This is a genomic window from Emticicia sp. TH156 (genome assembly GCF_002855535.1).
Classification (GTDB): Bacteria; Bacteroidota; Bacteroidia; order Cytophagales; family Spirosomataceae; genus Emticicia; species Emticicia fluvialis.
This window is the reverse complement of the sequence record NZ_PKRS01000012.1, coordinates 74,992-100,712: the sequence shown is the minus strand read 5'-3', so window position 1 is coordinate 100,712 and position 25,721 is coordinate 74,992. Positions and strand designations below refer to the sequence as shown.

Annotated in this window: 17 protein-coding genes; 5 read left to right on the top strand and 12 right to left on the bottom strand. The window is 43.6% G+C overall.

What is annotated here, in order from left to right; all coding sequences use genetic code 11:
• Positions 1–367 precede the first annotated feature (367 nt).
• A complete protein-coding gene (locus C0V77_RS20230) occupies positions 368–1,441 on the top strand; it encodes a hypothetical protein (RefSeq protein WP_101728202.1) in 1,074 nt (357 codons plus the stop codon).
• A 1,123-nt stretch (positions 1,442–2,564) separates the two neighbouring features.
• Here C0V77_RS20230 and nadA read toward each other — a convergent pair.
• Positions 2,565–3,524 carry a quinolinate synthase NadA gene (gene nadA, locus C0V77_RS20215; RefSeq protein WP_101728283.1) on the bottom strand — a complete coding sequence of 320 codons (960 nt, stop codon included), beginning with the start codon at positions 3,522–3,524 and terminating at the stop codon, positions 2,565–2,567.
• Positions 3,525–3,771: 247 nt separating this feature from the next.
• On the opposite strand from nadA, the gene C0V77_RS20210 reads away from it, so the two are divergent.
• Positions 3,772–5,313, top strand: coding sequence for a YifB family Mg chelatase-like AAA ATPase (locus tag C0V77_RS20210; protein WP_101728282.1), 1,542 nt, complete (start codon positions 3,772–3,774; stop codon positions 5,311–5,313).
• 96 nt (positions 5,314–5,409) lie between these two features.
• On the opposite strand, the gene C0V77_RS20205 is transcribed toward C0V77_RS20210, so the two are convergent.
• The 9 genes from C0V77_RS20205 to C0V77_RS20165 form a co-directional block, all read right to left on the bottom strand.
• Entirely contained in the window at positions 5,410–6,867 is a 1,458-nt protein-coding gene (locus C0V77_RS20205) for a Gfo/Idh/MocA family protein (protein ID WP_101728199.1), read from the bottom strand.
• A 203-nt stretch (positions 6,868–7,070) separates the two neighbouring features.
• A complete protein-coding gene (locus C0V77_RS20200) occupies positions 7,071–8,597 on the bottom strand; it encodes a S9 family peptidase (protein WP_101728198.1) in 1,527 nt (508 codons plus the stop codon).
• A gap of 169 nt (positions 8,598–8,766) precedes the next feature.
• Positions 8,767–9,060 (bottom strand): type II toxin-antitoxin system RelE/ParE family toxin, encoded by a 294-nt coding sequence (locus C0V77_RS20195; RefSeq protein WP_101728197.1) that lies wholly within the window; start codon positions 9,058–9,060, stop codon positions 8,767–8,769.
• Between the two features lie 3 nt (positions 9,061–9,063).
• Positions 9,064–9,309, bottom strand: a complete 246-nt coding sequence (locus tag C0V77_RS20190; RefSeq protein ID WP_101728196.1) for a type II toxin-antitoxin system ParD family antitoxin — start codon at positions 9,307–9,309, stop codon at positions 9,064–9,066.
• Positions 9,310–9,414: 105 nt separating this feature from the next.
• The gene (locus C0V77_RS20185; protein WP_101728195.1) at positions 9,415–10,758 is read right to left on the bottom strand and encodes a TolC family protein; all 1,344 of its coding nucleotides are present in this window, start codon (positions 10,756–10,758) and stop codon (positions 9,415–9,417) included.
• Positions 10,758–11,849, bottom strand: coding sequence for an efflux RND transporter periplasmic adaptor subunit (locus tag C0V77_RS20180; RefSeq protein ID WP_101728194.1), 1,092 nt, complete (start codon positions 11,847–11,849; stop codon positions 10,758–10,760). Before C0V77_RS20180 ends, C0V77_RS20185 begins: the two co-directional genes overlap by 1 nt.
• A 48-nt stretch (positions 11,850–11,897) precedes the next feature.
• Positions 11,898–15,113, bottom strand: coding sequence for an efflux RND transporter permease subunit (locus tag C0V77_RS20175; protein WP_101728193.1), 3,216 nt, complete (start codon positions 15,111–15,113; stop codon positions 11,898–11,900).
• Positions 15,114–15,156: 43 nt separating this feature from the next.
• Positions 15,157–15,981 carry an aldo/keto reductase gene (locus C0V77_RS20170; protein WP_101728192.1) on the bottom strand — a complete coding sequence of 275 codons (825 nt, stop codon included), beginning with the start codon at positions 15,979–15,981 and terminating at the stop codon, positions 15,157–15,159.
• Positions 15,982–16,160: 179 nt separating this feature from the next.
• Positions 16,161–17,078 carry an AraC family transcriptional regulator gene (locus C0V77_RS20165; RefSeq protein WP_143706143.1) on the bottom strand — a complete coding sequence of 306 codons (918 nt, stop codon included), beginning with the start codon at positions 17,076–17,078 and terminating at the stop codon, positions 16,161–16,163.
• Positions 17,079–17,295: 217 nt separating this feature from the next.
• On the opposite strand from C0V77_RS20165, the gene C0V77_RS20160 reads away from it, so the two are divergent.
• The 3 genes from C0V77_RS20160 (at position 17,296) to C0V77_RS20150 (ending at position 20,695) form a co-directional block, all read left to right on the top strand.
• Positions 17,296–17,631 carry a PadR family transcriptional regulator gene (locus tag C0V77_RS20160; protein ID WP_101728281.1) on the top strand — a complete coding sequence of 112 codons (336 nt, stop codon included), beginning with the start codon at positions 17,296–17,298 and terminating at the stop codon, positions 17,629–17,631.
• 78 nt (positions 17,632–17,709) lie between these two features.
• Positions 17,710–20,220, top strand: coding sequence for a PspC domain-containing protein (locus tag C0V77_RS20155; RefSeq protein WP_101728190.1), 2,511 nt, complete (start codon positions 17,710–17,712; stop codon positions 20,218–20,220).
• A 253-nt stretch (positions 20,221–20,473) separates the two neighbouring features.
• The gene (locus C0V77_RS20150) at positions 20,474–20,695 is read left to right on the top strand and encodes a DUF2795 domain-containing protein (protein WP_015028821.1); all 222 of its coding nucleotides are present in this window, start codon (positions 20,474–20,476) and stop codon (positions 20,693–20,695) included.
• Between the two features lie 62 nt (positions 20,696–20,757).
• Here the strand turns inward: C0V77_RS20150 and uvrA are convergent, their stop codons facing one another.
• Together uvrA and dxs are read right to left on the bottom strand one after the other, a co-directional pair.
• Positions 20,758–23,601, bottom strand: a complete 2,844-nt coding sequence (gene uvrA, locus C0V77_RS20145) for an excinuclease ABC subunit UvrA (protein WP_101728189.1) — start codon at positions 23,599–23,601, stop codon at positions 20,758–20,760.
• 114 nt (positions 23,602–23,715) lie between these two features.
• Positions 23,716–25,650, bottom strand: a complete 1,935-nt coding sequence (gene dxs, locus C0V77_RS20140; RefSeq protein WP_101728188.1) for a 1-deoxy-D-xylulose-5-phosphate synthase — start codon at positions 25,648–25,650, stop codon at positions 23,716–23,718.
• Positions 25,651–25,721 lie beyond the last annotated feature (71 nt).

Genomic DNA, 25,721 nt, shown 5'->3' with positions numbered 1-25,721 from the left:
AAAAAGTATAATATAATTGCCTTGTATTTTGCTGTGGAATTCTGCTTTAGTTACTGATAAATATTTTGTCTAATAAGGACTAAAATTTTTACAGTTAAGATTTCTACTCTCTGAACTTGAAGAACATAATAAGCCAATCTAACTAAGGTGTTTTTAATAAACTCATAAATATTTATTGCTTGACTTTTAAATTTTAATTCAATGAAAAGAGGAAAATTTATCCAAAATTTGTTGCTAATTTCTGGTGGAATTAGTGCATTATCCTGTGAAAAATCTTTAATAGAGGAAAATTCTGTTAGATAAAGAGTTAGAAACTCTATCAATAGAAGAGGCAAAAAAATGGTTTTATAGCCAATCTGAATTTAATTTGTCTGCTTTACGAGAAAAAAAAGAGACAGGAAAGAGGAATTATTTGAGAAAGGTGAATTGGGATAATGCAATGAATCTAATGGACAAATCCAAGAAGTCGTTTATTTCAATACCAATGGAGTATGAAGATGAAAATAGGCCAGGAATCATTTACTACGATGAAAAAACATCGTATAGAGAGAAAATGCCTAAAGAATTTGTTCATCCAATTGTTGAATTCTTTGTAGTCTATAAAGAAAAAAATAAGATAAAATACGAGTTGGCTCAAATTGCATACGATAGATTTAAAATAGACCCGAAAGAATCTATTTTAAGAAGTGAAAATTTTGACGGGTGGATTTTAAAAACAGATTGGAATGATGCTTTAAGAGAAGGTGTATTTTATAAAAATGGTAAGCCAAGGCAAACGTTTAATGTTGGTGGAACATCTAATTCCAGAGTAAAGAAGTGCAACCAAGTGACTATTACTTATCAAACAGTTTCCGGGACTTCTTGTGGGGTTAATTGTGCTGAAATAACGGTTACATTACATACTGTAAGTGAACTAGTATGTCCCAACGATACCCCTGCTTCTGATTATCCCTCTAATTTTGGCAATTATACTTCTGGAGGAGGAGATGGCAGTAGTACAACTTATTATTATGTAGAGCAATATCCCATACGAAGTTATAATATACATAGAGCTGCATGTCGAGGTGGATCAGAAAGAAGTACTTTGAATAGTCAGATTGAAGATGCAATATTTGCTACCGGATTAGCGGCTAATGTAACAGGATTTTCCTTAGATAAAGCAGATGCAATTGCAAGAGCAGTAGGGGGCAGTTTAGCTGATTATAAAGGTTTGATAAATGGAGTTGGTATAGCTGGCATCGTCATTGACACTGTGCAATTAGGCATAGGAGTATGGGACGGGAATTTTACTTTCGAAGAAGATGGACTTAATGCCATACAATTAGGGCTTGGTATTGTAGGATTGGCTGCAGGGGGATGGATTGCTGTTGTAGCTGGTGCTGTTACAATTGGCATTTCAGTTTATTCCCAAACTACTGATAATCAATCGATATGCCAATAGAGTTTTAAATATGAATATAATAGCTTATTTAAGTTTATACAAATAGGCTATTATACTACTTAAAAGATTAATTTTTACTCTACTTCTATTGGTTGTCCAGTATTATTAAAGTTAGAAATATATCGTTTATTGTATTTAAGATTAAATAATTCATTTTTCATTTCAACCATTATGATATCATTTCTATTAAAAATTAGAGATAAGTGCTGGTTTTATACACATCAATTATATCCAAATGATTCTGAAATTAGTAATTTTAATGATTTTAGGATGCGCTTTTCTTTGTACTTTCTACCACCTGTAATTTTAATTATTGGCATAATCGGATGGTTTTTTAGCATATTTTTAAATAATCCAAGTAAAATAGGCATCAATAATTTTTATATTCTTGTTCCACTATCAGTGATTTTTTACATAGCATATAGATATTTATTTAACAAACTTTTTGAAAAGCTAGCCAAATATCCATATAATGATTTGCATGATTCAGGCTACCAAAAGAATAGGATATTTTGTGTTACATTAATACTTGCAGAAGTTATTGTGGTTTTTGTTCTTATTTTCTTTTTATTCAAAATCAGATATACAATCTCCAGATAAGCATTTTGAGTAACCGAAAAAAATATTATATTAGTAGTGATAATATAGACTTATTTGGCTGGAAAAGTATCCTGTATAATCAAACAACATTTGAAATTCCTTTTACTTCTTCGCGATTTCCTCTATAGTTTTTTGCTTAAAAAACATGGCGAAACTTACGCCAAAAGAGAATACAAATATGTGTTTGGAGGCATTTTATGTTTATATTATATGATATTCTTAACAGTTGTCGCTACCTTACAATTCAAACTGAAATTTGCGATTGTAGTGATGAGAAAAGATATATACTCCCTAATCTTGAATGGAATCGTATTATTTGCTCCATTTTTGATTTTATTATATCTCATTCATAGATTACTTCCTCCCTTGGATACAATTGACATTGAAGAATCAACTACGTTTCAGAAAAAAAGAACTGTCATTATCTTCTTTGTTTCAGGAATAATATTGTTGTTTCTTATTCCTTACTTACTCTCAGTCGTAATAGAAAAAGTATAGCTAATTTAATTTTACAAAGGTATTCTCACAACCCAAACTTCGCCGATAACTCCAGCATCCTTTCAATGGGTTTGCGGGCCTCAGCAATAATTTCAGGCGTTAAAGTTATCTCCGGCGCTTCATCTCTCAGGCACAAATAAAGTTTCTCGAGTGTGTTGAGCTTCATGTGCGGGCAGTCTGAACAAGCCTGGCAAGCATGACCATTCTTAGACGTAGGCGCCACTATGAACTTCTTGTCAGGCACGGCTTTGCGCATCTGATGCAAAATGCCCGACTCAGTAGCCACAATAAATTCTTTCTCAGGGCTGTTAATTACGTATTTTAATAATCCGGTTGTAGATCCGATATAGTCGGCCAGTTGCAAAACAGATTCTTCGCTTTCTGGGTGCGCCACAACCAGCGCGGCAGGGTGTTTGGCTTTTAAATCCTGAATCATTTTACCAGAGAAGGTCTCATGCACCATACAGGCGCCGTCCCACAAAACCATGTTCCGGCCTGTTACTCTGTTAATGTATCCGCCCAGGTTTTTATCAGGGGCAAAAATTATCTTCTGGTCTTTCGGGAAACTCTCCACAATCTTTACCGCATTGCTGCTGGTGCAAACCACGTCTGTCAGGGTTTTCAGAGCTGCAGAGCAGTTTACATAAGATATCACAATGTGGTCCGGGTGTTGTGCTTTAAACGCCGCAAATTCATCGGCCGGGGCTGACTCCTCCAAAGAACACCCGGCGTTCATATCCGGAAGCACCACTTTCTTTTGCGGCGACAATATCTTTGCTGTTTCTGCCATGAAGCGCACACCGGCAAAAACAATCATGTCGGCATCTGTTTTAGCTGCCTGCTGAGAAAGCCCCAGGCTGTCGCCTATGTAATCGGCAATGTCCTGAATTTCAGCTACCTGATAATAATGAACCAGAATAACGGCATTCTTTTCTTTCTTCAGTCGTGCTATTTCAGCAACATAATCAATATTTTCCTTTACCATCTTCATTCTATTTGTAAAAACTGTCAATAAAACGCAAAACCTTTACTGGTTTTAGCTGCAAAGATATTGCTACTTTTGTATCTTTAATGCAATAACAATTTTTACTTACGCAAAATCTCATTCATACTGAAATAGTTTCCCGGGTCAGCCAAAACAATAGGCCTTACAAGCCGAAGTTTGCCTGATTGAAAGCAGAATTTGTTTAGTATTAAAATGATGGTTTAATTTGACAGAAAAAACCGATTATATGTTATCAAAAACCTTTGGGGCTGCTGTATATGGAGTAAATGCCACCTTGATAACAGTTGAAGTAAGTGTAGTACAAGGCATCGGGATGTCTATAGTAGGGCTGCCTGATGGTGCTGTGAAAGAAAGTCAACAACGTATTGATGCTGCGCTAAAAAACTGCAATTATCAGATTTCCAGACAAAAAACGGTTATTAATCTGGCTCCGGCCGATATCCGGAAGGAAGGGTCGGCTTATGATTTGCCGATGGCTGTGGGTATTCTGACAGCCGGAGAGTTAATCAGCCCGGTTAAAAATCTGGAAGAATATGTGATTCTGGGCGAACTGGCCCTTGATGGTACCCTTCGGCCCATTAAGGGCGTGCTGCCGATTGCTATAGAAGCGCGGAGGTCAAAGCTGAAAGGTTTTATTCTGCCGGCTGAAAATGCCATGGAGGCCTCTATTGTTAATAACCTGGATATTATAGGGGTAAAAACCTTAACAGAAGCCATTGATTTTATAATCGGTGAGAAAGAAATAGAACCGCTGGTAACAGATACACGTGATATTTTCTATAACTCGATTAACGAATATGAAGCAGATTTCTCTCATGTGCAGGGGCAGGAGAATATCAAACGGGCCATGGAAATTGCCGCAGCCGGCGGGCATAATGTAATTATGATAGGCCCGCCGGGGGCAGGTAAAACCATGCTGGCCAAACGTATTCCGTCTATCTTACCTCCGCTGACACTGCATGAAGCGCTTGAGACAACCAAGATTCATTCGGTAGCCGGAAAACTGGGCGTGAAGGCCTCATTAATTGCCCGACGGCCTTTCAGGGCGCCACATCATACTATTTCAGATGCGGCTTTGGTAGGAGGGGGAGGGTTTCCGCAACCCGGTGAAATTTCGCTGGCGCATAACGGGGTTTTATTTCTGGATGAATTGCCCGAGTTTAAACGCACCGTACTGGAAGTAATGCGCCAGCCACTGGAAGAACGGAAGGTGGTGATATCAAGAACAAGACAGGCGGTTGAGTTTCCGGCCAATTTTATGCTCATTGCCAGCATGAACCCATGCCCCTGCGGATTTTATAATCATCCGGAAAAAGAATGTACCTGCCCGCCCGGAACCGTTGGCAAATATCTGAACCGGATTTCAGGCCCCTTGCTCGACAGGATTGATTTGCACGTTGAGGTTACACCGGTAAGTTTCGACCAGATATCATCTACCCGTAAGAATGAGTCATCGGCCGTTATCAGAGAAAGAGTAATAAAAGCCCGTGAGATACAAACAAATAGGTTTGAAAAATACCCGGATATTCATTCTAATGCTATGATGCCGCCCGAAATGGTGAAAGAAATATGTGAAATAGGTGATGCCGGAAAGGCGCTTCTGAAAAAAGCCATGGAGCGGCTGGGTTTATCGGCCAGAGCTTACGACCGGATTCTGAAAGTATCGCGCACCATTGCCGATCTGGCAGAGTCGGAAGAAATAAGGATTGAGCATCTGGCAGAAGCCATTCAGTTCAGAAGTCTGGACAGAGAAAGCTGGGCGGGCTGATGATTGAAATTTGCCTAAAAAGAGAAGGCTGTTCTTGATTTTGATTGCTCAAAACTCAATGACAGCCTTCCTGATTATCTCTGAAAATCAAATTTACTAAACTTTCCAGCCATCGCGGTAAGAAGTTCTTCCTACAAACTGGTTGGCTTCTTCCAGGTTCGTAATTCTCATGTTCTCTCCATCCCAAAGTAGTTTTTTGCGTGCGTAGAATTCCGCCTGCCCTTTGCTGTTTTCTCTCTTAAGCAGATAGCTTCTAATAGCCAGGTTACCCATTAAAACAGTTTCGGTCATTGGTCCTGCATAATCAAAAGATGATGTAAGGCCTTTGTGCTCTTTGCTGTTAAAACCTGCTTTACAGGCATCTACCCATCTGCGTTGATGTCCGTATTCAGGTTCTATGTCCTTAGGCAAATCAGGGCCTAATTCTTTAGTGCCATCATTCAGGAACAATTTAGGCATCATTGGCGAGCTGTCATTGATGTTCGTGGTTATAATGCCCTTTTCACCAATAATCATTACACCGTTGCTGCTGTTGGTGCCGCCAATATCCTCATTAGCCGGAATAATATCCGGGTGAGCCGGTCTGATACCGCCGTCCATCCATGTCATTTCAATAGGCGACTTGCTCTTGTCAGTAGCACCAAAATGAAGGGTAATAAACGAAGAAGCAGGGCAACCCTCAGGATTGTATTCAGGTGTCCACATTTTTGTGTAAACCGAGGCCACACTACATTCAGCATCAGTAGGGTATTTTAAACCCAGCGTTCTGAACGGAATGTCTATCAGGTGACAGCCCACATCGCCCAAGGCACCAGTACCATAATCCCACCAGCCTCTCCAGCCAAATGGATGCAGATTAGGTATATACGGTTTATATTCATTGGGCCCCAGCCACAGGTTCCAGTCTAAGTCTTTTGGTTTCAGGCTGTCGTCTGGTTTTGGCATAGCATTTCCTTGTGGCCATACCGGGCGGTTGGTCCATATCTGTACTTTGGCAATTTTACCCAGCTTGCCAGAGTCTACCCAAGCCTGTACGGTTTTAAGCAAAGGGTTAGATGCCCCCTGATTACCCATCTGGCTCACAATTTTATGCTTTCTGGCCATTTCGGTTAGCATACGTGCCTCGCGGATATTGTGCGTCATTGGCTTTTGCACATACACGTGTTTGCCGCGTTCCATGGCAAAAGCTGCTGCAGGCCCATGTACGTGGTCAGGCGTAGAAATAGTTACAGCATCAATGTCTTTTTGCTTATCCAGCATTTCGCGGTAGTCGGCAAAAAGCTTGGCATTGGGGAATAGCTTGACAGTTTCTTTGGCTGAGCCTGAAAAGTCGACATCGCAAAGTGCCACAATTCGTTCTCTGCCTTTTACTGAAGCATTGGTGATGTCGCTGCGGCCTTTACCTCCGGCACCGATAGCAGCAATGTTAAGCTGGTCGCTGGGAGAAATAAACCCTACACCACCGAGCACGTTCCGGGGAACTATAAAAAAAGAAGACGCAATGGCTCCTTTTTTAATGAATTCTCTCCGGGATTCACTTGATTTTTCTTTCATGTTTAAAACGCTGTATAAAAGGATTGAATGATTACGTTTTTAGGTATTAAGGTCTGAAGCAAAGCTAGTTGTTTTGGCTTTGCTAAAGTAAATAATTATGCACTTATAATGGGTCAGTGAGAAAATTATTTTATTGCCAATCAGCTAAATAGAATAAATTCCGCGCCTTATTACTGAAAGCAAAATAATTGTGGCGCCGCGCTTTACTTCTGATACTTCAAAACCCTGCTGGCCCATGGTATAAAGTGCTGCATATTCGGCCAATCGGTATGGCCTCCGTCGTGTTGTCGCCAGGCAAGATGCCCATCCAGCATATCTTTGTTTACAGGCGGCATCTTTTCTTTGGTGTAATCGTTCGATACCCCCAGGTCTTTTGCACCTAATAGCCTGAATACTTCTCCTGCGGCTATGGTTGCCATATAACTGCCCTGCTGGTCCAGCCAGCGGGCGTCTCCTTTCTCTGGTATGCCGTAACTGATAAACGTGGGTCTTGGCGCACATAAGGCAATCAATTCGTGCGAGTCAACGGGTAAGTCACATCCGGTTTTTCTGCCAAAAGAGGCTTCTTCCGCGCCGTATTTCATATAATTACCGGCCATCCAGTAGTATTCTCCGCCTGTAAGGCTTTCAACGGCTTCGCCAAACACCCGGCGGTGAAGCGTAGCACCCCCTTTGCCGGAAGAGCCAATCAGACCGATAGCGAAACGGGTTTCAAAAGCCAGTGTAACCAAAGCTGCTTTACCATAGCGTGAAACGCCCTCAATACCTACCCGTTTGGCGTCTACGGCGGGGTCGGTCTCTAAATAATCAAGGCCTCTTGCGGCACCCCAGGCCCATGCTCTCAAGGCTCCCCAGTCATCAGGTTTGCGGGGCTGGCCTTTATTGACCAGGCCTATAATACCACGGGTTATGCCTGCACCGTTATCAGCCTGTATACTGGCAGGGTCAATGGTGGCATAGCCCCAGCCTGCGGCCAGCAGTTGCTCGGTAGAGGGCGACTCGCCGTTTACCGGTGGCGCAAAGAAGTTAGGCCCCGGTAAGCGGGTAATAGGCAAGTACGCAGGGTATTGGTCAAAAACAGCCTTCAGAGAAGGGTCATGCTTAATCATCATGTCTTTAAAAGCGGCGTTGATTTTCTCCATGTGCTCCGGGCTGGGTTGTGCCGGGGCAGGGAACGACGGCCTGCCGAACATCATCAAAACCGGTACGGGGCCTTTTACATTGGCAGGTACCACCAACATCATATTGATGTCGACATTGATGAGCGGGTATTCACTATTGTCTACATGGCCTATTAGCTGTTTCGCTACCACAGGTATGCGTCCTATCAGTTCTTTGTCGGTTATTTTTACTGTCCAGGTTACGGCAGGTATTTTTTTAGGTAGTCGGCCGTACACCTCACGTTCCAGGTCTTCTATCAGTTCGGGGCGGCGCTTGTTCCACCAATCTTCGGGTGTGCTTACCTTTTTCCCGTTTTTGAGGGTTAGTGCATCGGGTAGTGCCGGACACGGATTCGCCATTGCCTCATCATAATTGGCATGATTCGGGGCAGATTCATTACCACTCGGGCCGGGTCTCAGGCGTTTAATACCCAGTTGCCGCATCATGTTTTCATGGTCCTGTTGGTCGGTAAAAGTTACAGGAGAGGGTAGTTGCGCCTTAGAAGAGGCCGCTTTTTGCGCCACAACGCATGTTGACAAAAGCCACAGAGCAAAGAAAATTCTTTTCATCGGTTTATAAGATTGAATGGTTTCTTTTTTAGGAGAGTCGTGGATTTACAGAACTGTCAGGGAGTATCAGTATTCTGATTTAAAGCTAAACCGGAAAGCGGGGATTTCAAAGTATTAGTGGATTTTTGTATAAAGGGAGTTTAGGCACTAAACAGCAAATCGCATCATGTTAAAGACGGTTTTTTACATCCATGCGTACATGTAATATACGGATTATTTCTGTTATACCCTCAGAAGATATTCTGTAGAAAATGTAGTGCTTACCATATAGTGCTTTTTTGTAGCCGGGTAACACATAATCAATAGGTTTCCCAATTATATGTCCATTTGCTATTGAGTTGAAAGATGCCAGTATGCCTCCAATATATTTATCGGCTTGTTCACATGACCATTCTTGAATTGTATAGCCCCAAATATCCTCTAAATCCTGTTGTGCAAGTTGCGAAATTCTGTATTCAGACATATATCAACCTACAGATTTTCGTCTTAACTTTTCCTGAAATTCCTGAGGATTAAAACCTTCAACAAACCCGCTCTGCTCGCCATCTCTCAATGCCTGTTTCAAAAGCTTTAGTTTTTCTTCTTCCTGCTCTAGTAAACGTAATCCGGCTCTAACCACCTCACTGGTTGATGCGTAACGGCCTGCTTCAATCTGTCTTTGAATGAAGGAGTCAAAATGAGACCCAATGGATATAGATGTATTTTTGCTCATGGTATTAATTGTTACCTAAACAAAAATACCAAAAATTGGTAACTTTGACAAATGCTCAACCAACAAAAAAGAGAAACATTCAATGCTTCTCTTTTTTGTTGGCGTTTACTCCTGCACATCACCCGTATAAAACTGCAGCAGTTTTTGCTGGTAGCGTACCTGAATAGTGGCCCGGGCCACATTTACTTTGGCTGATGCCAGCGAGTTTTGTGCCGTAAATAAATCTATTAAGGTAGCCAGACCATTCTGAAAGCGGCCTTGCTGTAACTCAAAAGCGGCTTGTGCTGCTGATAACTGCGCCTTTGCGGTGGTGTACTGTTGTTGTGCGGTTTCGTAGTCGGTTAAGGCTTGTTTAATTTCTGCTCTGATCTGGTCTTGCCTGTCCTGAATATCCAGTTGGCGGTTCATTTCTTCTATGCGGTTTTTGGCAACAGCCGTTTTGGTCTGGTTGCGGTCAAATATATTCCAAACCAGATTTAACCCTGCATATACGTTTACCTGATTGCCTAACTGGCGCAGCATATTGCGTTGCTCAATGCTGCTCAATACATCATTACCATTGATATTCTGCTGGAAAAGGTACCTGCCTGCGGTGGTTAAACCTCCCGTAGCAACCAGTTGGGGTTTTAAATTGGCCTTAATAATCGGGGTTCTCAAGGCAATGGCCTCACGTTGCTGCTTCAGTGTCAATAAATCATTTCTTCTGTTATAAGCTGAACTGATTGCCTCCTGCGTTGAATAACCAGGCAGGCTCTCGTCGGGTAAATCCTGAAAATCGTATTCCCCGGCTGGCAGGTTTAACCTGCGTATTAAGAATATCTTGTGGTTCTGTAGCAGGTTTCTGGCAGCAATTACCTGTTGTTCGTCCAGTCGGGTTTGTGCCTGTTGCTGGTAAAGTTCATTGGGTAATCTAAGGCCGGCTTTTACCAGGCCTGTCAGCACGGTATCACGTTCTTTAGACAGTTGCCAGTTCTGGTCGGCAATCTCAATTAACCGGCGATCGAGCGATAATTGAAGAAAAGCCAGGCTCAAGTCATTGGTCAGCTGCTGACGAGTAAATTTAAGCTGAGTGGTTGCCGCTTCTTCTGTTTTTTCTGATACCAGCACCTGATACCTACGGGCAGCGCCATCGGCCAACACATAGTTACTGTTGGCCTGCAGGTTTAACCCTGTATAAGTACTGGCTACCAGAGAAGGCGTAGCCACGGTAAGCAGGTTACTGCCCGACTGGAAATTGAAGCCGCCGTTAAATGTAGCATTAGGCAGGAAGAGGTTCTTGCTTCCGTAAACATCCCAACTGGCCGATTCAACGCTATTCTGTGCTTTTTTAATGCCCACATTCTGCTGCATGGCCATTTGCAGCGTTTCCTGAAAACTTAATGTTTTTACCTGTGCCGAAAGAGTGAATCCACAGCCCCAGATACATAAAATCAATATGACTCTTTTCATTATTTAGTTGCCGGTTTATTAACCACTTTTACCAGTGTGCTATCTATTAATGAGTTTCCTACGTTCAGGGCCACCACGTCTCCTTGGTTCAGACCTGCATAAACCCGGTAATGAAGCCCGTCTCCTGCACCTATTTTGATGGGTCTGTAAAACACACGTTTGTCTTTAATAACAGGTGCAAAATACTTATCACCTTTCACCACCAATGCCTGAGCAGGCATGCTCAGAAACTCCTGTGCAGGCAGGTGAATCAGCACTTTCAGAAAACTGCCTGCCAGTATCTGGTTGTTGGCATTGTTGTATTCAATCTCGGCAAGCATCATGCGGGTACGATTATCAAGTTCGTGCGTCATGCGTGTAATGTTTGCATGTAGTGTATCGGCAGAACCCGGCACAAGAATATCAACCGGTGTGCCCGGGCGGATAGAGGCGGCATCTGCCTGCTCTATAAATATTGTAATCCTTAAACGATTTACCTGCGACACCGTAACCACAGGCAAGGCACTGGTTTGAGATGAAGTGGCGGCCTGTAACAAAGCGCCTACGTCGGCATAACGTGCTGAAACATTACCCGCAAAAGGAGCTCTGATGATGGTGTAAGATAACTTCTCTTTCTGGGCGTCCAGACGGGCTTTGGCCATTTCAACATCAGCACGAGCTCTGTCGGTTTCCTGCTCGGTTACATATTTTTTTGAAAGCAAAGACTCTAGCCTGTGCAGGTAGCTTTGTTTTTGTTTCAAATCAGCCTCCAAAGCCAGTTTTTCCTGTTCCAGGTCCGGAGACTCTATCACAGCTATGGTCTGGCCTGCTTTTACGTTCTGCCCTTTGTCTACATATAATTTTTGCAGATAACCACTTATTTTAGCAAAAAGTGTAACCGATTGGTAAGGACGCGCCTCTGCCGATAACATCAGGGTTCTTTCTGACTTTTGCCTGCTGATGGTAATGGTGCTTACAGAGGTAGCATCGGCTGTTTTAGAAACCGGAGGTTCGGCAGAATCAGCCCGGTTTATCACAAAAATCCCAACCCCTATAGCCACCACAATGATGGTCAATAATCCGATCCGGCGAAGATTTTGTTGATTTTTCATATTACTTACTTGTTTTAAATGTCTGTTTGTTTCAAGGGTTTTGTTTTATCAGGCTTCTGATTGGCTTTTGGCATCCTGGTCGTCCAGCAGGCTTATGGTTGCTTTGGCTTTACCTTTATATAAACCGGCATACACGGCCGGAACTACAAAAAGCGTAAACAGCGTGGCAACAATCAGGCCGCCTATAACGGCACGTGCCAATGGTGCATTTTGTTCTGAGCCTTCGCCCAGGCCAATCGCCATCGGAATCATCCCCAACACCATGGCCAGGGCTGTCATCAGAATAGGGCGCATACGTACCTTTCCTGCCTCTGTAACGGCTTGTAACACGGTATAACCTTCTGCCCGCAAGTCATTGGCATAGCTCACCAATAAGGTTGCGTTAGAAGCCGCAATACCCACTGCCATAATTGAGCCCATCAGCGATACTACATTGATGGTAGTGCCTGTGGCAAAAAGAAACAGGATGATGCCCATCAATGCACCCGGGATTGATACCAGTACAATAAGCGGGTCTTTCAATGACTGAAACAAAACTACCATTAGTACATATACCAGCAATATGGCCAGCACCAGACCCTGAGCCATATTAGTAAATGACTCGTTCATTACCTGGCCTTGTCCGCGTACGTTAATGCTGAATCCCTTAGGTAACTGCCCCATGTTTTTTATGACGCGCTCAATATCTGCTGACACTGAGCCTAAGTCGCGGTCTTCTACATTGGCCGATACATTGAGTACACGCTGGATATTCTCATGGTTTATCTGGCTTGGCATAACCCCGGGGGTAATTTCTGATACATTACGCACCGTCTGGGCTATCTGCCTGGGCACGTCTGTCGGCTGCAATGTCGAGTTACTGCTTAAGGCATTGGCCGTAGCGCTGGTGGTAAGCGGCAGATTCATCAGGTCACTTACCGACTGAATCTTGCTGCTTGGTGTTTTTACCACTACTGTATAGTTTACATTATTGGCCGGGTTCAGAAAATAAGAAGGTGCAAACAAACCACTCGACGACAGGTTTACCAATAAATTACTGGCCACGTCTCTCTGGCTAAGGCCCACCTGTGCTGCCCTGATGCGGTCAACGTCTACTTTCAGGGTAGGGTAGTCTAGTACTTGTTTAATAGTAACATCTTTTAAGCCGGCTACTTTTCTCAGTGAATCCCGCAATACTTTGGCCATTTCATAGCCTTTGTTATAGTCGGTTACTTCTATCTGCAAATCAATCGGCGAACTCAAGCCGAAGTTCAATACCTGCCCCACCATGTCGGCTGTCTGAAAATACGACTGTGTTCCGGGAAACTCGTTATTCAGAACCTCTCTTATCTTGTTTCTGTATATCTCGGTTGGTTTGTGTTCTTTCTTCAGGGCAATCATAATTTCGGCGTCCATACCGTTTACGTTGTCAGACTGCACATAGGCCAGGTTAAAGAAAATAGGCACACCGATATTGGCGCTGATAGTACTTAATTCTTCCGGAGGAACAATCTTCCTTACTGCTTCTTCAATTCTTTCTACATATTTTTCTGTTTCTTCAATACGCGTGCCAAAAGGCGCTCTGAAATGCAGTTTCATAAAGCCCGTATCTGTAGTGGGGAAGAAGTCGGTACCTACCATTGGGGTTATGAGTACAACCGTTAACACTACCAGAACAAGCGAGCCTGTCAATAGCAAGCCCTTCTGTTTCAGCATTTTGCCCAGGCGGCTGGCGTAGGTATTCTGCAGACGTTCAAACTGGCGGTCTCTCCAGCGGTCAAATCGGCTGCCATGTGCTTCATGTGCCCCTGCCGAAAGCATTAATCTTGAAAGCAGCGGCACGAGTGTGCGCGATAGCACGTAAGAGGTAAGCATGGCCACTACTACCGACAAGGCCATTGGCACAAACAGAAACCCTGCCGGGCCAGTAATGAACAAAACCGGAATAAACACAATACAGATAGATAGCGTAGCAACCAAAGCAGGCGTAGCAATTTCGGCTGCCCCGTCTAATATGGCCCGAACGAGCGATTTACCCATGCCTAACTGACGGTGGATACTCTCAATGGCCACGGTGGCGTCGTCAACCAGCATACCTACGGCTAATGACAAGCCGCCGAGTGTCATGATGTTCAGCGAGTTACCCGTCAGGTCTAAAACAATAATGGCTGTCAGGATTGCCAACGGGATAGACGTGATAACAATGAATACGTTACGCCAGTTACCCAGAAATCCGAATATCATCAAACCTACCAGAAATATGGCCAGAATCATCTCGTGCAATACGTTATCTATGGCAGCACTTACAAATATACTCTGGTCGAAATCGGTCGTTATTTCCAGTCCCTCTGGCGCCACTTCTTTTATTTTAGGAATCATGTTTTTTGATGATTCCACAATGGTAAGGGTAGAAGCGCTTGATTTACGCAATATGGTAAGATAGCTGGCGTGCTTGCCGTTAATGCGTACAATATTGGTTGGGTCGGCAAATGAGTCGGATATCTTACCGATGTCTTCAATTTTAATGGTCTGGCCGTTAATTACCTTTACCGGAATATCATAAAACTGGTCAACCGTACTCGGGCTGGCGTTCAGAGCTATGTTATATTCGGTTTCGCCCATACGGGCTGTTCCTGCCGGCAGAATAACGTTTGAGTTCTGCAGGGCAGAAATAACATCGGCGGCCGACAACCCTTTGGCTGTTAGCTGGGCAGGGTCTATGTCAATATTAATCTGGCGTTGCTTCCCCCCATAAACACCGGGTGTCTGCAAGCCCGGAATAGTAAATAAACGCAAACGCAGAAAGTTATTGGTGTAGTCGGCCACAGCATCTTCGCCCATGGTGTTACTTGAAATAATCATGTGTAACACCGGCAGGTTAGAGGCATTATAAGGGAGTAAAACAGGTGGCTGCATACCCGGAGGCATCTGCCGGAGTGCTGTGGATGATACCGCCGAGATTTGTGCCAGCGCCTGGCCCAGGTCTGTGCCGGGTTGAAAATACACCCGTAACAAGCCAATACCCGGAATAGAGCTAGACTCAATACGCGACACCCCCTGTACCTGAGAGGAAATACCCCTTTCGTTATTAATAACAACCCGGCGCTCCATATCCTGGGCTGAAAGACCCGGATATGCCCAAACGATGTTAACAACAGGTATATCAATTTTCGGGAAAATATCCGTTTGCATCGAACGGATTGCCATAATGCCCCCGAGCATCATCAAAAATGCCATGACAGCAATGGTATAGGGGCGATTAAGGGCTAATCGAACAATCCACATAAGTAAAGATTTAGGTTTTAATTATAACTATCAGACCGGCAGATTAACTAAGAACCGAGGGCTCCAGTTGCCATACAGCCAGATTTTCCTGCAAATGTTTTTCAGATGATGTTCCCGGAATGGGAATAATATTTGATGACTTTCTCAAAAGCCAGAGTAACGAAAGTTGAGGCAGGGTAATACCCAGCTCTGCGGCTTTCTTCCGGTATTTCGGTGCTTTATCGGTGTCAATCATTGCTGTGGGGCAATAGGCAATAAACGCAATGTTTTCGGCGGCACAGGCTTTGGCAAAGTCCAGATGTGTCTGGTTAGTAATGCTGAGCGAATTTTGTACCGAAACTATTTCTGTAATGCCCTGCGCCAGCCTTAACTGCGCCGGTTTTACATTAGATAAGCCAATCTCTTTGATTTTCCCCTGTTTCTTTAGTGTTGCCAGCATCCAAACCGATTCCTCAATGGGTACTTCGGGGTCTACATCATCCAGCTGATACAAATCAATGGCTTCCACATTCAGGCGTTTCAGGCTGGCTTCAACAGCGGTTTTCAGATAACCGGGCTTACCACTGGCAAATATCTTGCCGGGAGCATATTTAACCGACCCACCTTTGGTAGCTACTATTACTTCATGCCTGAAAGGCTCTATGGCCTCGGCTAAAATCAGTTCAGAACAACCCGGGCCGTAGGCATCTGAAGTATCAAAAAAATTGACACCCAGTTCGTAGGCCTTCCGTATCACTCTGATAACCGCCTGGCGGTCGGTGGGTTCACCCCACAACCCCGCCCCGGTTGTAGCACGCATGGTACCCAGGCCAATCCGGTTTATAACCAGCGATTTGCCGATGGTGTACTGTTTGGTAAGTATATCCATGAATACTATAATTGAAAATAGGCCACAAAGTTCAGTTTACAAAGCCTGTCATACACGGTAAGTATTGCATGAAGAATGGTAAAAATCGAAGATGAGGACACCCAAAATCTACATATTATATAATTAAAGCAAGATTTAGTTTAATTGGCAAATCATAGCCGTTCTCTTATGGTGTACTTTCAGGCGGTTTGCATGCGGTATTCGCGGGGTAGCATTCCTGTTGATTTTTTAAAGAATTTGGTAAAGTTAGTTGGCTCGTCAAAGCGTAGCCGGTAGGCAATCTCTGTTACAGAGAGTTCTGTTGTATGCAGCAAAGATTTGGCCTCAAAGGCCAGTCGTTCATTAATCAGCTGTTTGGCCGACTTCCCCAGCTCACGGCGTAGCATATTGCTCAGGTGATTTGGGTGTACATTCAGTTGCTCGGCAAATTCGTTCACCGAAAATACCTTTCCTGTTCTGCCTTTTGAAAGCAGCAGAAAGTGTTCTTCCAGCAGGCGTTCAAAAGCGCTGGTTAGTCGTTGGTTTTTTGAATCACCAGCGGTTTGATTGGTATGTGCCTGGTAGGTTTCCTGTGCCTTAATAAAAAAGATTTGCATCAGATGGCGCAGGATGTCCCAGCGAGACGCCCCCGTATTACCTGCTTCTTTCAGCATGAGCTCAAACAGGTCTATAAAGGGCTGTTGCTGGTCGGCTGTCAGGTCAAAAACAGCCCTGCCTTCCAACTGATACATGGGCAGGTCTTTTACGCACTGCAGGCCTTCCGGGGTAGAGGCAAAGAAATGCTCGTTGAAAAAGCAAATGTATCCCGTCAGGTCTTCCAGCCGGTGGTATTGCTGCAAATGCCAGGGGCTTAAGAAATACAGCGTGCCGGCCTGCATCATAAAGTCTGAAATACCAACTTTAAACGCCAGCCGTCCGCTTGTTATAAGGGCAAAAATGTAGCAGTCGCTTCTGTAAACAGGGCTAAGGGCAGGTCTTGTTTTCATGGCTTCTTCAAACCTGTATAGCTGGAAATCAGACGAATACGGATTGGGTAAGCCTAAAGCCTGCATCAGTTTTGTGATGCCAATAAATACTTCGAAATCAGGCGTTTTCACAAAAATTGGTTCAAAGCCCAAAAGTACAAAATGAAAGCAGAAATAGAATTTAAAAACCAATTAAATTCGTCCTTAAAAAAACTGATTTGCTCATGTTTTTTAGCCGTTCATCCCAAACGCATAATTTTTTAGACCAAGTATCTTGCATTGCATAGTACCTTTTATTATCTTTGTCATGTTAAATCGAGCAGATACTGCTTTAAACGATATAGATAATATGGATTTAGAAAATGCTCAAGTGCAGATGCGGAAGGGGATACTGGAGTACTGCATCTTACACATCATTTCGAGGGGTGAGATTTATGCCTCCGAAATTCTGGACGAACTTATCAATGCCAGAATAATGGTAGTTGAGGGTACGCTCTATCCACTGTTGACACGCCTTAAAAACTCTGGTCTTTTAGATTACAAATGGGTTGAGTCAACCTCGGGGCCGCCAAGAAAATATTATGTATTAACCGAAACAGGGCAAATGTTTCTCGACAACCTTAATGGTACCTGGAATGAGCTGTCAGAATCGGTAAGTACCATTATCAGCAAGAAAACCAAATAATCTTACAATACTGAAGACTTACCTTTCTTTTAAATAAGCCACAGCGGCAATTTCCTGTGGTATTTACAGTTTAAGACAATGAAAAAGACAATACAGATAAATATAGCAGGCGTAGTTTTTAATATTGAAGAAGATGCCTACGACAAATTAAGTAACTATCTGCGTTCTATCCAGCAGTATTTTTCTTCCTATGAGGGCAGCCAGGAAATAGTTTCTGACATTGAAGCCCGCATAGCCGAAAAATTCTGGATCAAGGGCAAGTCAGACACCGTGGCGCAGGTAATAACCCTTGACGGTGTGAACGACCTCATCCAGTCGATGGGCAGTGTGGCCGACTTTGAGGCATTTCAGGAAGAAGAAGACCTTAAAAGCAGAGCTAATGCCAAAGCAGAAAGTACCGCGGCAGGTTCTGAACCATCAGGGGCTTCTGCTCAGGATACCACCTCTGCCGGTCAGGCAGCCCAGCCTGCAGCCCCTAAACGTCTGTATCGTGATGTAAAACGCAAAGCACTCGGAGGTGTACTCTCGGGTCTGGCGCATTATTTCAATATGGATGTGGTTTGGGTACGAATCATATACTTGTTTTTATTTCTGGGCATTCCGCCTTTGATTGATGACCTGGCATCAATTTCTGCTTTTGTTTTTCTTGGCTACTTTGTTTGCTGGGTAGTGTTTCCACCCAATGCCAACCTTGTAGAAGACGAGAAAATCAAGAAATTTTATAGAGACAACGACAACAAGGTGCTGGGTGGGGTAGCCAGTGGTCTGGCGGCTTATTTCGGAGTCGACGTTACGGTTATCCGCTTATTGTTCGTTATTGGTGTGCCTATTGTGTTTATTGGTGGTATAACCTATGTTATTCTCTGGATTGTGGCCCCTAAAGCACAAACCCTTACCCAAAAGATGGAAATGAAAGGTGAGCCCGTTACACTTTCTAATATTGAAACCAATATTAAAGAGGGTCTTAAAGTAGACAAGAGTGCCCCTGAAAATGCATTGACCAAGATATTGTTATTCCCATTCCGTTTAATAGCTGTTGTTATCAAGGGTATCGGAGATGTATTAAAGAATCTGGGGCCTGTAGTAAGAATTCTAGCGGGTATAGTGGTGATGTGTTTTGCATTGGTTGCTTTAGTAGCGGTGGTAGGCTCTGTGGCTGCGTTTTTCGGAGTAGCCAGCGGCATAGAAGGTACAGAGTTTTTTGATAACAGCCCGTTCAGGGTGTTTGCAGATGACATTCATCCAACTGCCGGTCTGTTTGCCTTTTTGGCTATGTTTACCCCTTTTCTTGCTCTTTTAATGGTTGGTTTAATCTTAATAACCAACCGCCGTATCGGTACCCGTAATTTCTGGGTTTCTTTACTCGGTCTATGGCTGGCCGGGTTGATGGGAACTGGTATTCTGGCAACTAAATATGCCTTGAATTTCAAGAAAACCGGCAGGGTTGAAGTAACTAAAAACTTCCCTTTACCAACCCAGACCCTGGTTATTGATTCTTATGACAACCATGATGATGAGTTTGACGGAATAGAAGTTAAAAATCAGGTGAGCGTAGAGCTAAAAGGCTATGAAGGCACAGACCTGAAACTGGAACAACGCTTTGAAGCAAAGGGTCGCACAAAAGCAGACGCAGAGCAAAACGCCAGAAATGTACTGTATGAAGTAAAACAGCGTGACTCGGTGCTTGTGTTTAATGAGGAAATGCTCTTGGGTGAAAAGGCGCGTTTCCGCGGCCAAGACCTTGATATGACACTTTACATACCTTACAACAAAGATTTTAAGCTAACTAGAAGATTCTATTATGAGGTGTTTAGTCGTTGGAATAATGAATTTGATGTGAACGATGACGACATAGACCAATATACCTTTGTAATGAAGAGGGATTCTGGTATGGTTTGCCGCGATTGCCCGAAACTAAGCAATGAAGAACGCGAAGCCTTAAGAAACAGAGACGACTATAACGACGATGAAGTATCGTTCGATACCGAGGTCTTTGAAGGCAAAGGGCAGTTTGACAAAAAGTTTGATGTCCGCAATTTTAAAGAAATTGAAGTTGGTGGCGCATTTGTTGTAACGGTACGGCAGGGAGAAACCTTTAGTGTTGAGGCTAATTCAGACAGCCAGGATAATATTGATGATCTGGATGTAAATGTAAATGGTGGAACCCTTGAAATAGAGTACAGAGATAAATTCAGTTTCAGCCGCCGGAATGAAAGAACGCACATTAATATTACGATGCCAAAACTAGAGGGTCTTGACTTGTCGGGCGCATCAAGCGTTAAAGTAATAGGCTTTAAAGACAAAACTCAGGACATTAAGATTGAATTGTCTGGTGCAGTAAAACTGGCAGTTGATGTAGATGCCCGTAAGATAGACTTGGATGCCACAGGCGCTTCTAATGCTTACTTGCGCGGCTCGGCAGAGAAGGTGGATGTTGATGCCTCAGGTGCGTGCCAGGTGAATGCCCGCAACATGGCAATTGACCAGGTTGATGCGGACGCAAGCGGGGCAAGTAGCATAAGGCTGGGCAAAGTAAGAGCACTGAACTCTTCTCATACCAGCGGCGCAAGTAAAATTACCCGTGAGTAACATAAACACGGAGTAGCCCGGAACAAAAAAACTCCTTTTTATTTTGATAAAAAGGAGTTTTTTTTATTTTTGTAATAGATTGATAGTCAGTAGGCTTATCTAAAAAATGTAGTTTTTTTTGACGTTTATATAATATTTTAGAAAAAAAACGTTTGACAATTAGTACATTTTAGCAACAAAATACTTGACAAATTAAAAATTGTTATACTTTTGCAGCCACAAATTTTTTGTAACATTAAATAAGGAATAAACTATGTATTGGACACTCGAACTTGCGTCATACCTTGAAGACGCTCCGTGGCCCGCTACAAAAGATGAGTTGATAGATTTTTCGATTCGTTCAGGAGCACCCATTGAAGTTATTGAAAATTTACAAGAATTAGAAGACGACGGGCAACCGTACGAAAGCATCGAAGAAATTTGGCCTGATTATCCGACCAAAGATGACTTTTTCTTCAACGAAGATGAATATTAGGTTTTCAGTTATAAAAAGAGCAATAAACACCGTTTATTGCTCTTTTTTCTTGATGAGGCTTGTTATTTTAATTCTTCTTTCAGAAAATACCCCGTATAGCTGCCTTTTACTTTGGCAACCTGCTCAGGTGTGCCTTCGGCAATAATCTGCCCTCCTTTGGTGCCGCCTTCCGGCCCCAGGTCAATCAGATGGTCAGATACCTTGATTACATCCAGATTATGTTCAATAATCAATACCGAATTACCCTTATCTGCCAGCTTTTGAAGTACCTCCAATAGCTTTTTAATATCCTGAAAATGCAGACCTGTTGTAGGCTCGTCTAATATATACAGTGTTTTACCTGTATCTTTCTTAGATAACTCTTCGGCCAGTTTTACGCGCTGTGCCTCACCGCCAGACAACGTTGTGGCATGCTGGCCAAGGGTAATATAGCCCAGGCCTACATCAAAAAGTGTTTGTACCTTTCTGAAAATTTTAGGCTGAAACTCAAAAAAATCAAGTGCCTGTTCAACCGTCATGTCAAGCACATCTGCTATTGATTTGCCTTTAAAGCGTACTTCCAGGGTTTCACGGTTAAAACGTTTGCCTTTGCAGGTCTCGCAGGCTATGTGTACATCAGGCAGAAACTCCATCTCAATCTTTTTCATTCCTGCGCCTTCGCAGGCTTCACAACGGCCGCCTTTTACGTTAAACGAGAACCGACCAGGCTTATACCCTCTTATTTTGGCTTCCGGTAATTCGGCAAACAAAGTACGTATGTCAGAAAACATACCTGTGTACGTGGCAGGGTTACTTCTGGGCGTACGTCCAATCGGGCTTTGGTCTACCTCAATTACTTTATCAATAGCTTCCAGCCCCTCAACCGATTTATACGGTAGTGGCTCTCTTTTAGAATTATAGAAATGACGGTTCAGAATCGGGAACAGGGTTTCATGAATCAACGAAGATTTGCCGCTACCACTTACGCCGGTAATAGAAACCATTTTACCTAAAGGTATTCTCAGTGTAACGTTTTTCAGGTTGTGTCCGGTAGCTCCTTTAATTACCAGCGCTTTATCGTTGCCTTTTCTACGTTCTTTAGGTATGTCAATATTTATACGGCCACTTAGGTAGTCAGAGGTGGTACTTTTGTTTGCCAGAAACTCCTGTGGTGTACCTTTGGCTACAATGTTTCCGCCATGTCGGCCGGCTCCGGGGCCAATGTCTAAGATATAGTCTGACTCCAGCATCATATCTTTGTCGTGCTCTACTACAAGAACCGTATTGCCCAAATCTCGCAGGTCTTTCAGGGCCTGTATCAGTTTTACGTTGTCTCTCTGGTGCAGGCCAATGCTGGGTTCGTCCATGATATACAATACGCCCACCAGCTGTGTGCCAATTTGCGTGGCAAGACGAATCCGCTGCGATTCTCCCCCTGAAAGCGTTCTTAAAGGCCTGTTCAGTGTCAGGTAGTCTAAGCCTATACCCAGTAGAAACCCAAGCCTCTTTCGTATCTCTTTTAATATCTCTTTGGCAATAATATTCTGGCGGTCAGACAACCTGCTTTCCAGATTTTCAAACCAGGCAGCAATTTCACTGATATCCAATTCTGCCAGTTCGGCAATATTTTTTTTGTCTATTCTAAAATGCAGCGATTCTTTTTTTAACCGCAAGCCATTACAATCAGGGCAGGTTCTTATTACCAGAAAGTCGCGTACCCAATCCTGTATTTTATCGTTGTCAGAGTCCTGCTGGCGTTTCAGAAAGGTAATAACCCCTTCAAAATTGGTGTTCCATTCAGTGCCAGGATATTTTTTTGATGGCACGGCCACCGGCTCTTCACTGCCATAAAGAATGGTCTTCAGTGCCTCGGGTGGTAGTTTATCAATTGGCGTTGAGATATTGGCCTTAAAACTTTTCAGTATAATTTCTATCTGCTTGAAAATCCACAAATCGCGGTATTCGCCCAGTGGTGCAATACCACCGCGGCTAATGCTCAGCGATTTATCAGGAATAATTGATTCTTCGGTTATTTCTTCAATCGTGCCCAAACCATTACAGGTAGGGCAGGCGCCATAAGGCGAGTTGAACGAAAAACTGTTGGGCGACGGGTCTTCGTAAGAAATACCCGATTTAGGGTCGGTCAGGTTCTGCGAAAAATACTGTGCTTTGTCTTGTGCGTCTACCAGCATCATAGACCCCTTGCCTTGCTTCAAGGCCGTGCTGACAGACTGGTTTAAACGATATCGGTCTTCAGATTTGGGTACTATTCTGTCAATAACCACTTCAATATCATGTATCTTGTAGCGGTCCAGCTGCATTTTTGGTGTTATGTCTGCTATTTCGCCATCTACCCGCACTTTATTATAGCCCATTTTTGCTATCTGAACAAACAATTCCCGATAGTGCCCTTTCCGGCCTTTTACCAATGGCGCCAGTAAAGTGATTTTCTGGTTTTCGTGCTGTTGCAGAATCTGGTCAATAATCTGGTCCTGCGTTTGCTTTACCATTTTATCGCCGGATACATAGCTGAATGCCTCACTGGCACGCGCAAATAGCAGGCGAAGGAAATCGTAAATTTCGGTGGTTGTACCCACTGTAGAGCGGGGATTTTTTGAAGTAGTTTTTTGCTCGATTGAGATAACCGGCGACAAACCATTGATTTTATCTACATCCGGCCGTTCCATGTCGCCGATGAAACTTCGTGCATAAGAAGAGAAGCTCTCCATGTATCGTCTCTGGCCTTCGGCATAGATGGTATCGAAAGCCAGTGAAGATTTACCACTACCCGAAATACCTGTAATAACTACAAGCTTGTTACGGGGAATGTTGACGTCAATATTTTTTAGATTATGTTCTCGGGCACCTAAAACCTCTATCTGGTCAAAGCCGGTAAGGTCGATGTCGTTCAATTGTTTTTCGCTCACTAGTATAAGGCAGATTATTTAAAACTAACGAAAAACAGGGGCTTGTGGTTCCTGTTTAAAACTAATTAAGCGGCCATAGCCGCTTAATTTCAGTATCAGACATGTACAGATTTCTTAGTACACCAGAATCCTGTTATTAATCATCTCCCGGGCCGCTTCAGCTATACCTTCAGGGTCAAAACCACACTCACGGTGCAGCTCAATCTGCTCTCCATGTTCCACTATACGGTCCGGAATACCCAGGCGTTTTACCTTGGCGGTATATTCATTGTCGGCCATAAACTCTAGTACGGCACTTCCCATACCACCTTTCAGGCAACCGTCTTCTACGGTTATTACTTTATCAAATTGTCTGAACACCTCATGCAAAAGAGCTTCGTCCAGTGGTTTTACAAATCTTAAATCGTAGTGTGCTGCGCTTATACCCTCGGCCTCTAACATTTGGCAGGCCTCTACTGCATAATTGCCTATGTGGCCAATAGTTAGAATGGCAATGTCTGCGCCATCTTTTATTTTTTGCCCTTTGCCGATGGTCATTTTTCTGAGCGGTCGTCTCCAGTCAGGTAAAACTCCCTCGCCACGCGGATACCGTATCGTAAAGGCTGTTTTCAGCTTTTGCGACTCATCCAGCTGGAAAGTGTACATCATATTCCGCAGCTCTTCTTCATTCATAGGGGCGGCTATTACCATATTCGGTATGCAGCGCATGTAGGCAATATCATAAGCGCCATGATGCGTAGGGCCGTCGGCACCGGCAAATCCCGCTCTGTCGAGGCAAAAGATAACCGGTAGCTCTTGTATGCACACATCATGAATTACCTGGTCGTAGGCGCGCTGCATAAAAGTTGAATAGATATTGCAATAAACTACCATTCCCTGAGTGGCCATTCCGGCAGAGAACGTAACGGCATGTTGTTCGGCAATGCCTACATCAAATGCCCTGTCTGGTATGGCTTTCATCATTATATTTAATGATGACCCTGAGGGCATGGCAGGTGTAACACCAATAATTTTAGGGTTTACTTCGGCCAGCTCAACAATGGTATGGCCAAATACATCCTGATACTTTGGAGGCATTGGCTTGTCATAGACTTTTTTCTTTATTTCGCCGGTAACTTTATCAAAAAGCCCGGGGGCGTGCCATTTGGTCTGGTCTTTTTCTGCCGGGGCATATCCTTTACCTTTTACTGTAAGACAGTGCAAGATTTTCGGGCCCGGAATATTCTTCAGGTCTTCCATTACACTTACCATGTGGTCAAGGTCATGACCATCAATGGGGCCAAAATAACGGAGATTCAACGCTTCAAATAAATTACTCTGGCTAAGCAAGGCGCCTTTCATGGCGTTTTCTACCTTTTGCACAATTTCTCTGGCACTTTTGCCAAAGGTGCTCATTTTACCCAGAAGATTCCAGACATCATCTTTGGCCTTATTGTAGGTCTGTGATGTGGTAATGTCGGTCAGATACTGCTTCAGCGCCCCAACGTTGGGGTCAATAGCCATGCAATTATCGTTCAGAATAATCAGCAGATTGGCATCTTTTACATCGCCGGCATGGTTCATTGCTTCAAAGGCCATTCCGGCTGTCATGGAGCCATCGCCGATTACGGCAATGTGCTGGCGTTTTTTGTTGCCGTTTTGCAGCGAGCCAACCGCCATACCCAGTGCAGCTGATATTGAGGTAGAAGAATGCCCAACACCAAATGTATCGTATATACTCTCTTTTCGTTTCGGGAAACCAGAAATACCGCCATAAAAGCGGTTAGTATGAAACTGTTTTCTGCGGCCGGTAAGAATCTTATGGCCATAGGCCTGATGCCCCACATCCCAAACGAGCTGGTCATCCGGCGTATTGAATACGTAATGCAGGGCTACAGTTAGCTCAACCACACCAAGGCTTGCACCAAAATGCCCACCATAAACAGACACAATATCTATAATAAACTGTCGGAGTTCGTCGGCAACCTGCGGAAGTTTTGAGCGGTCAAGTTTTCTTAGATCGTAAGGTTCTTCAATATTTTCCAGAAGTTCGCCGGGTGTGATGAGCATATCTTTATAACAAATTACAAGTCGATTGTTCTGCTTAAACTAAAGAAATTATAAAATGTTTATTTTCATTG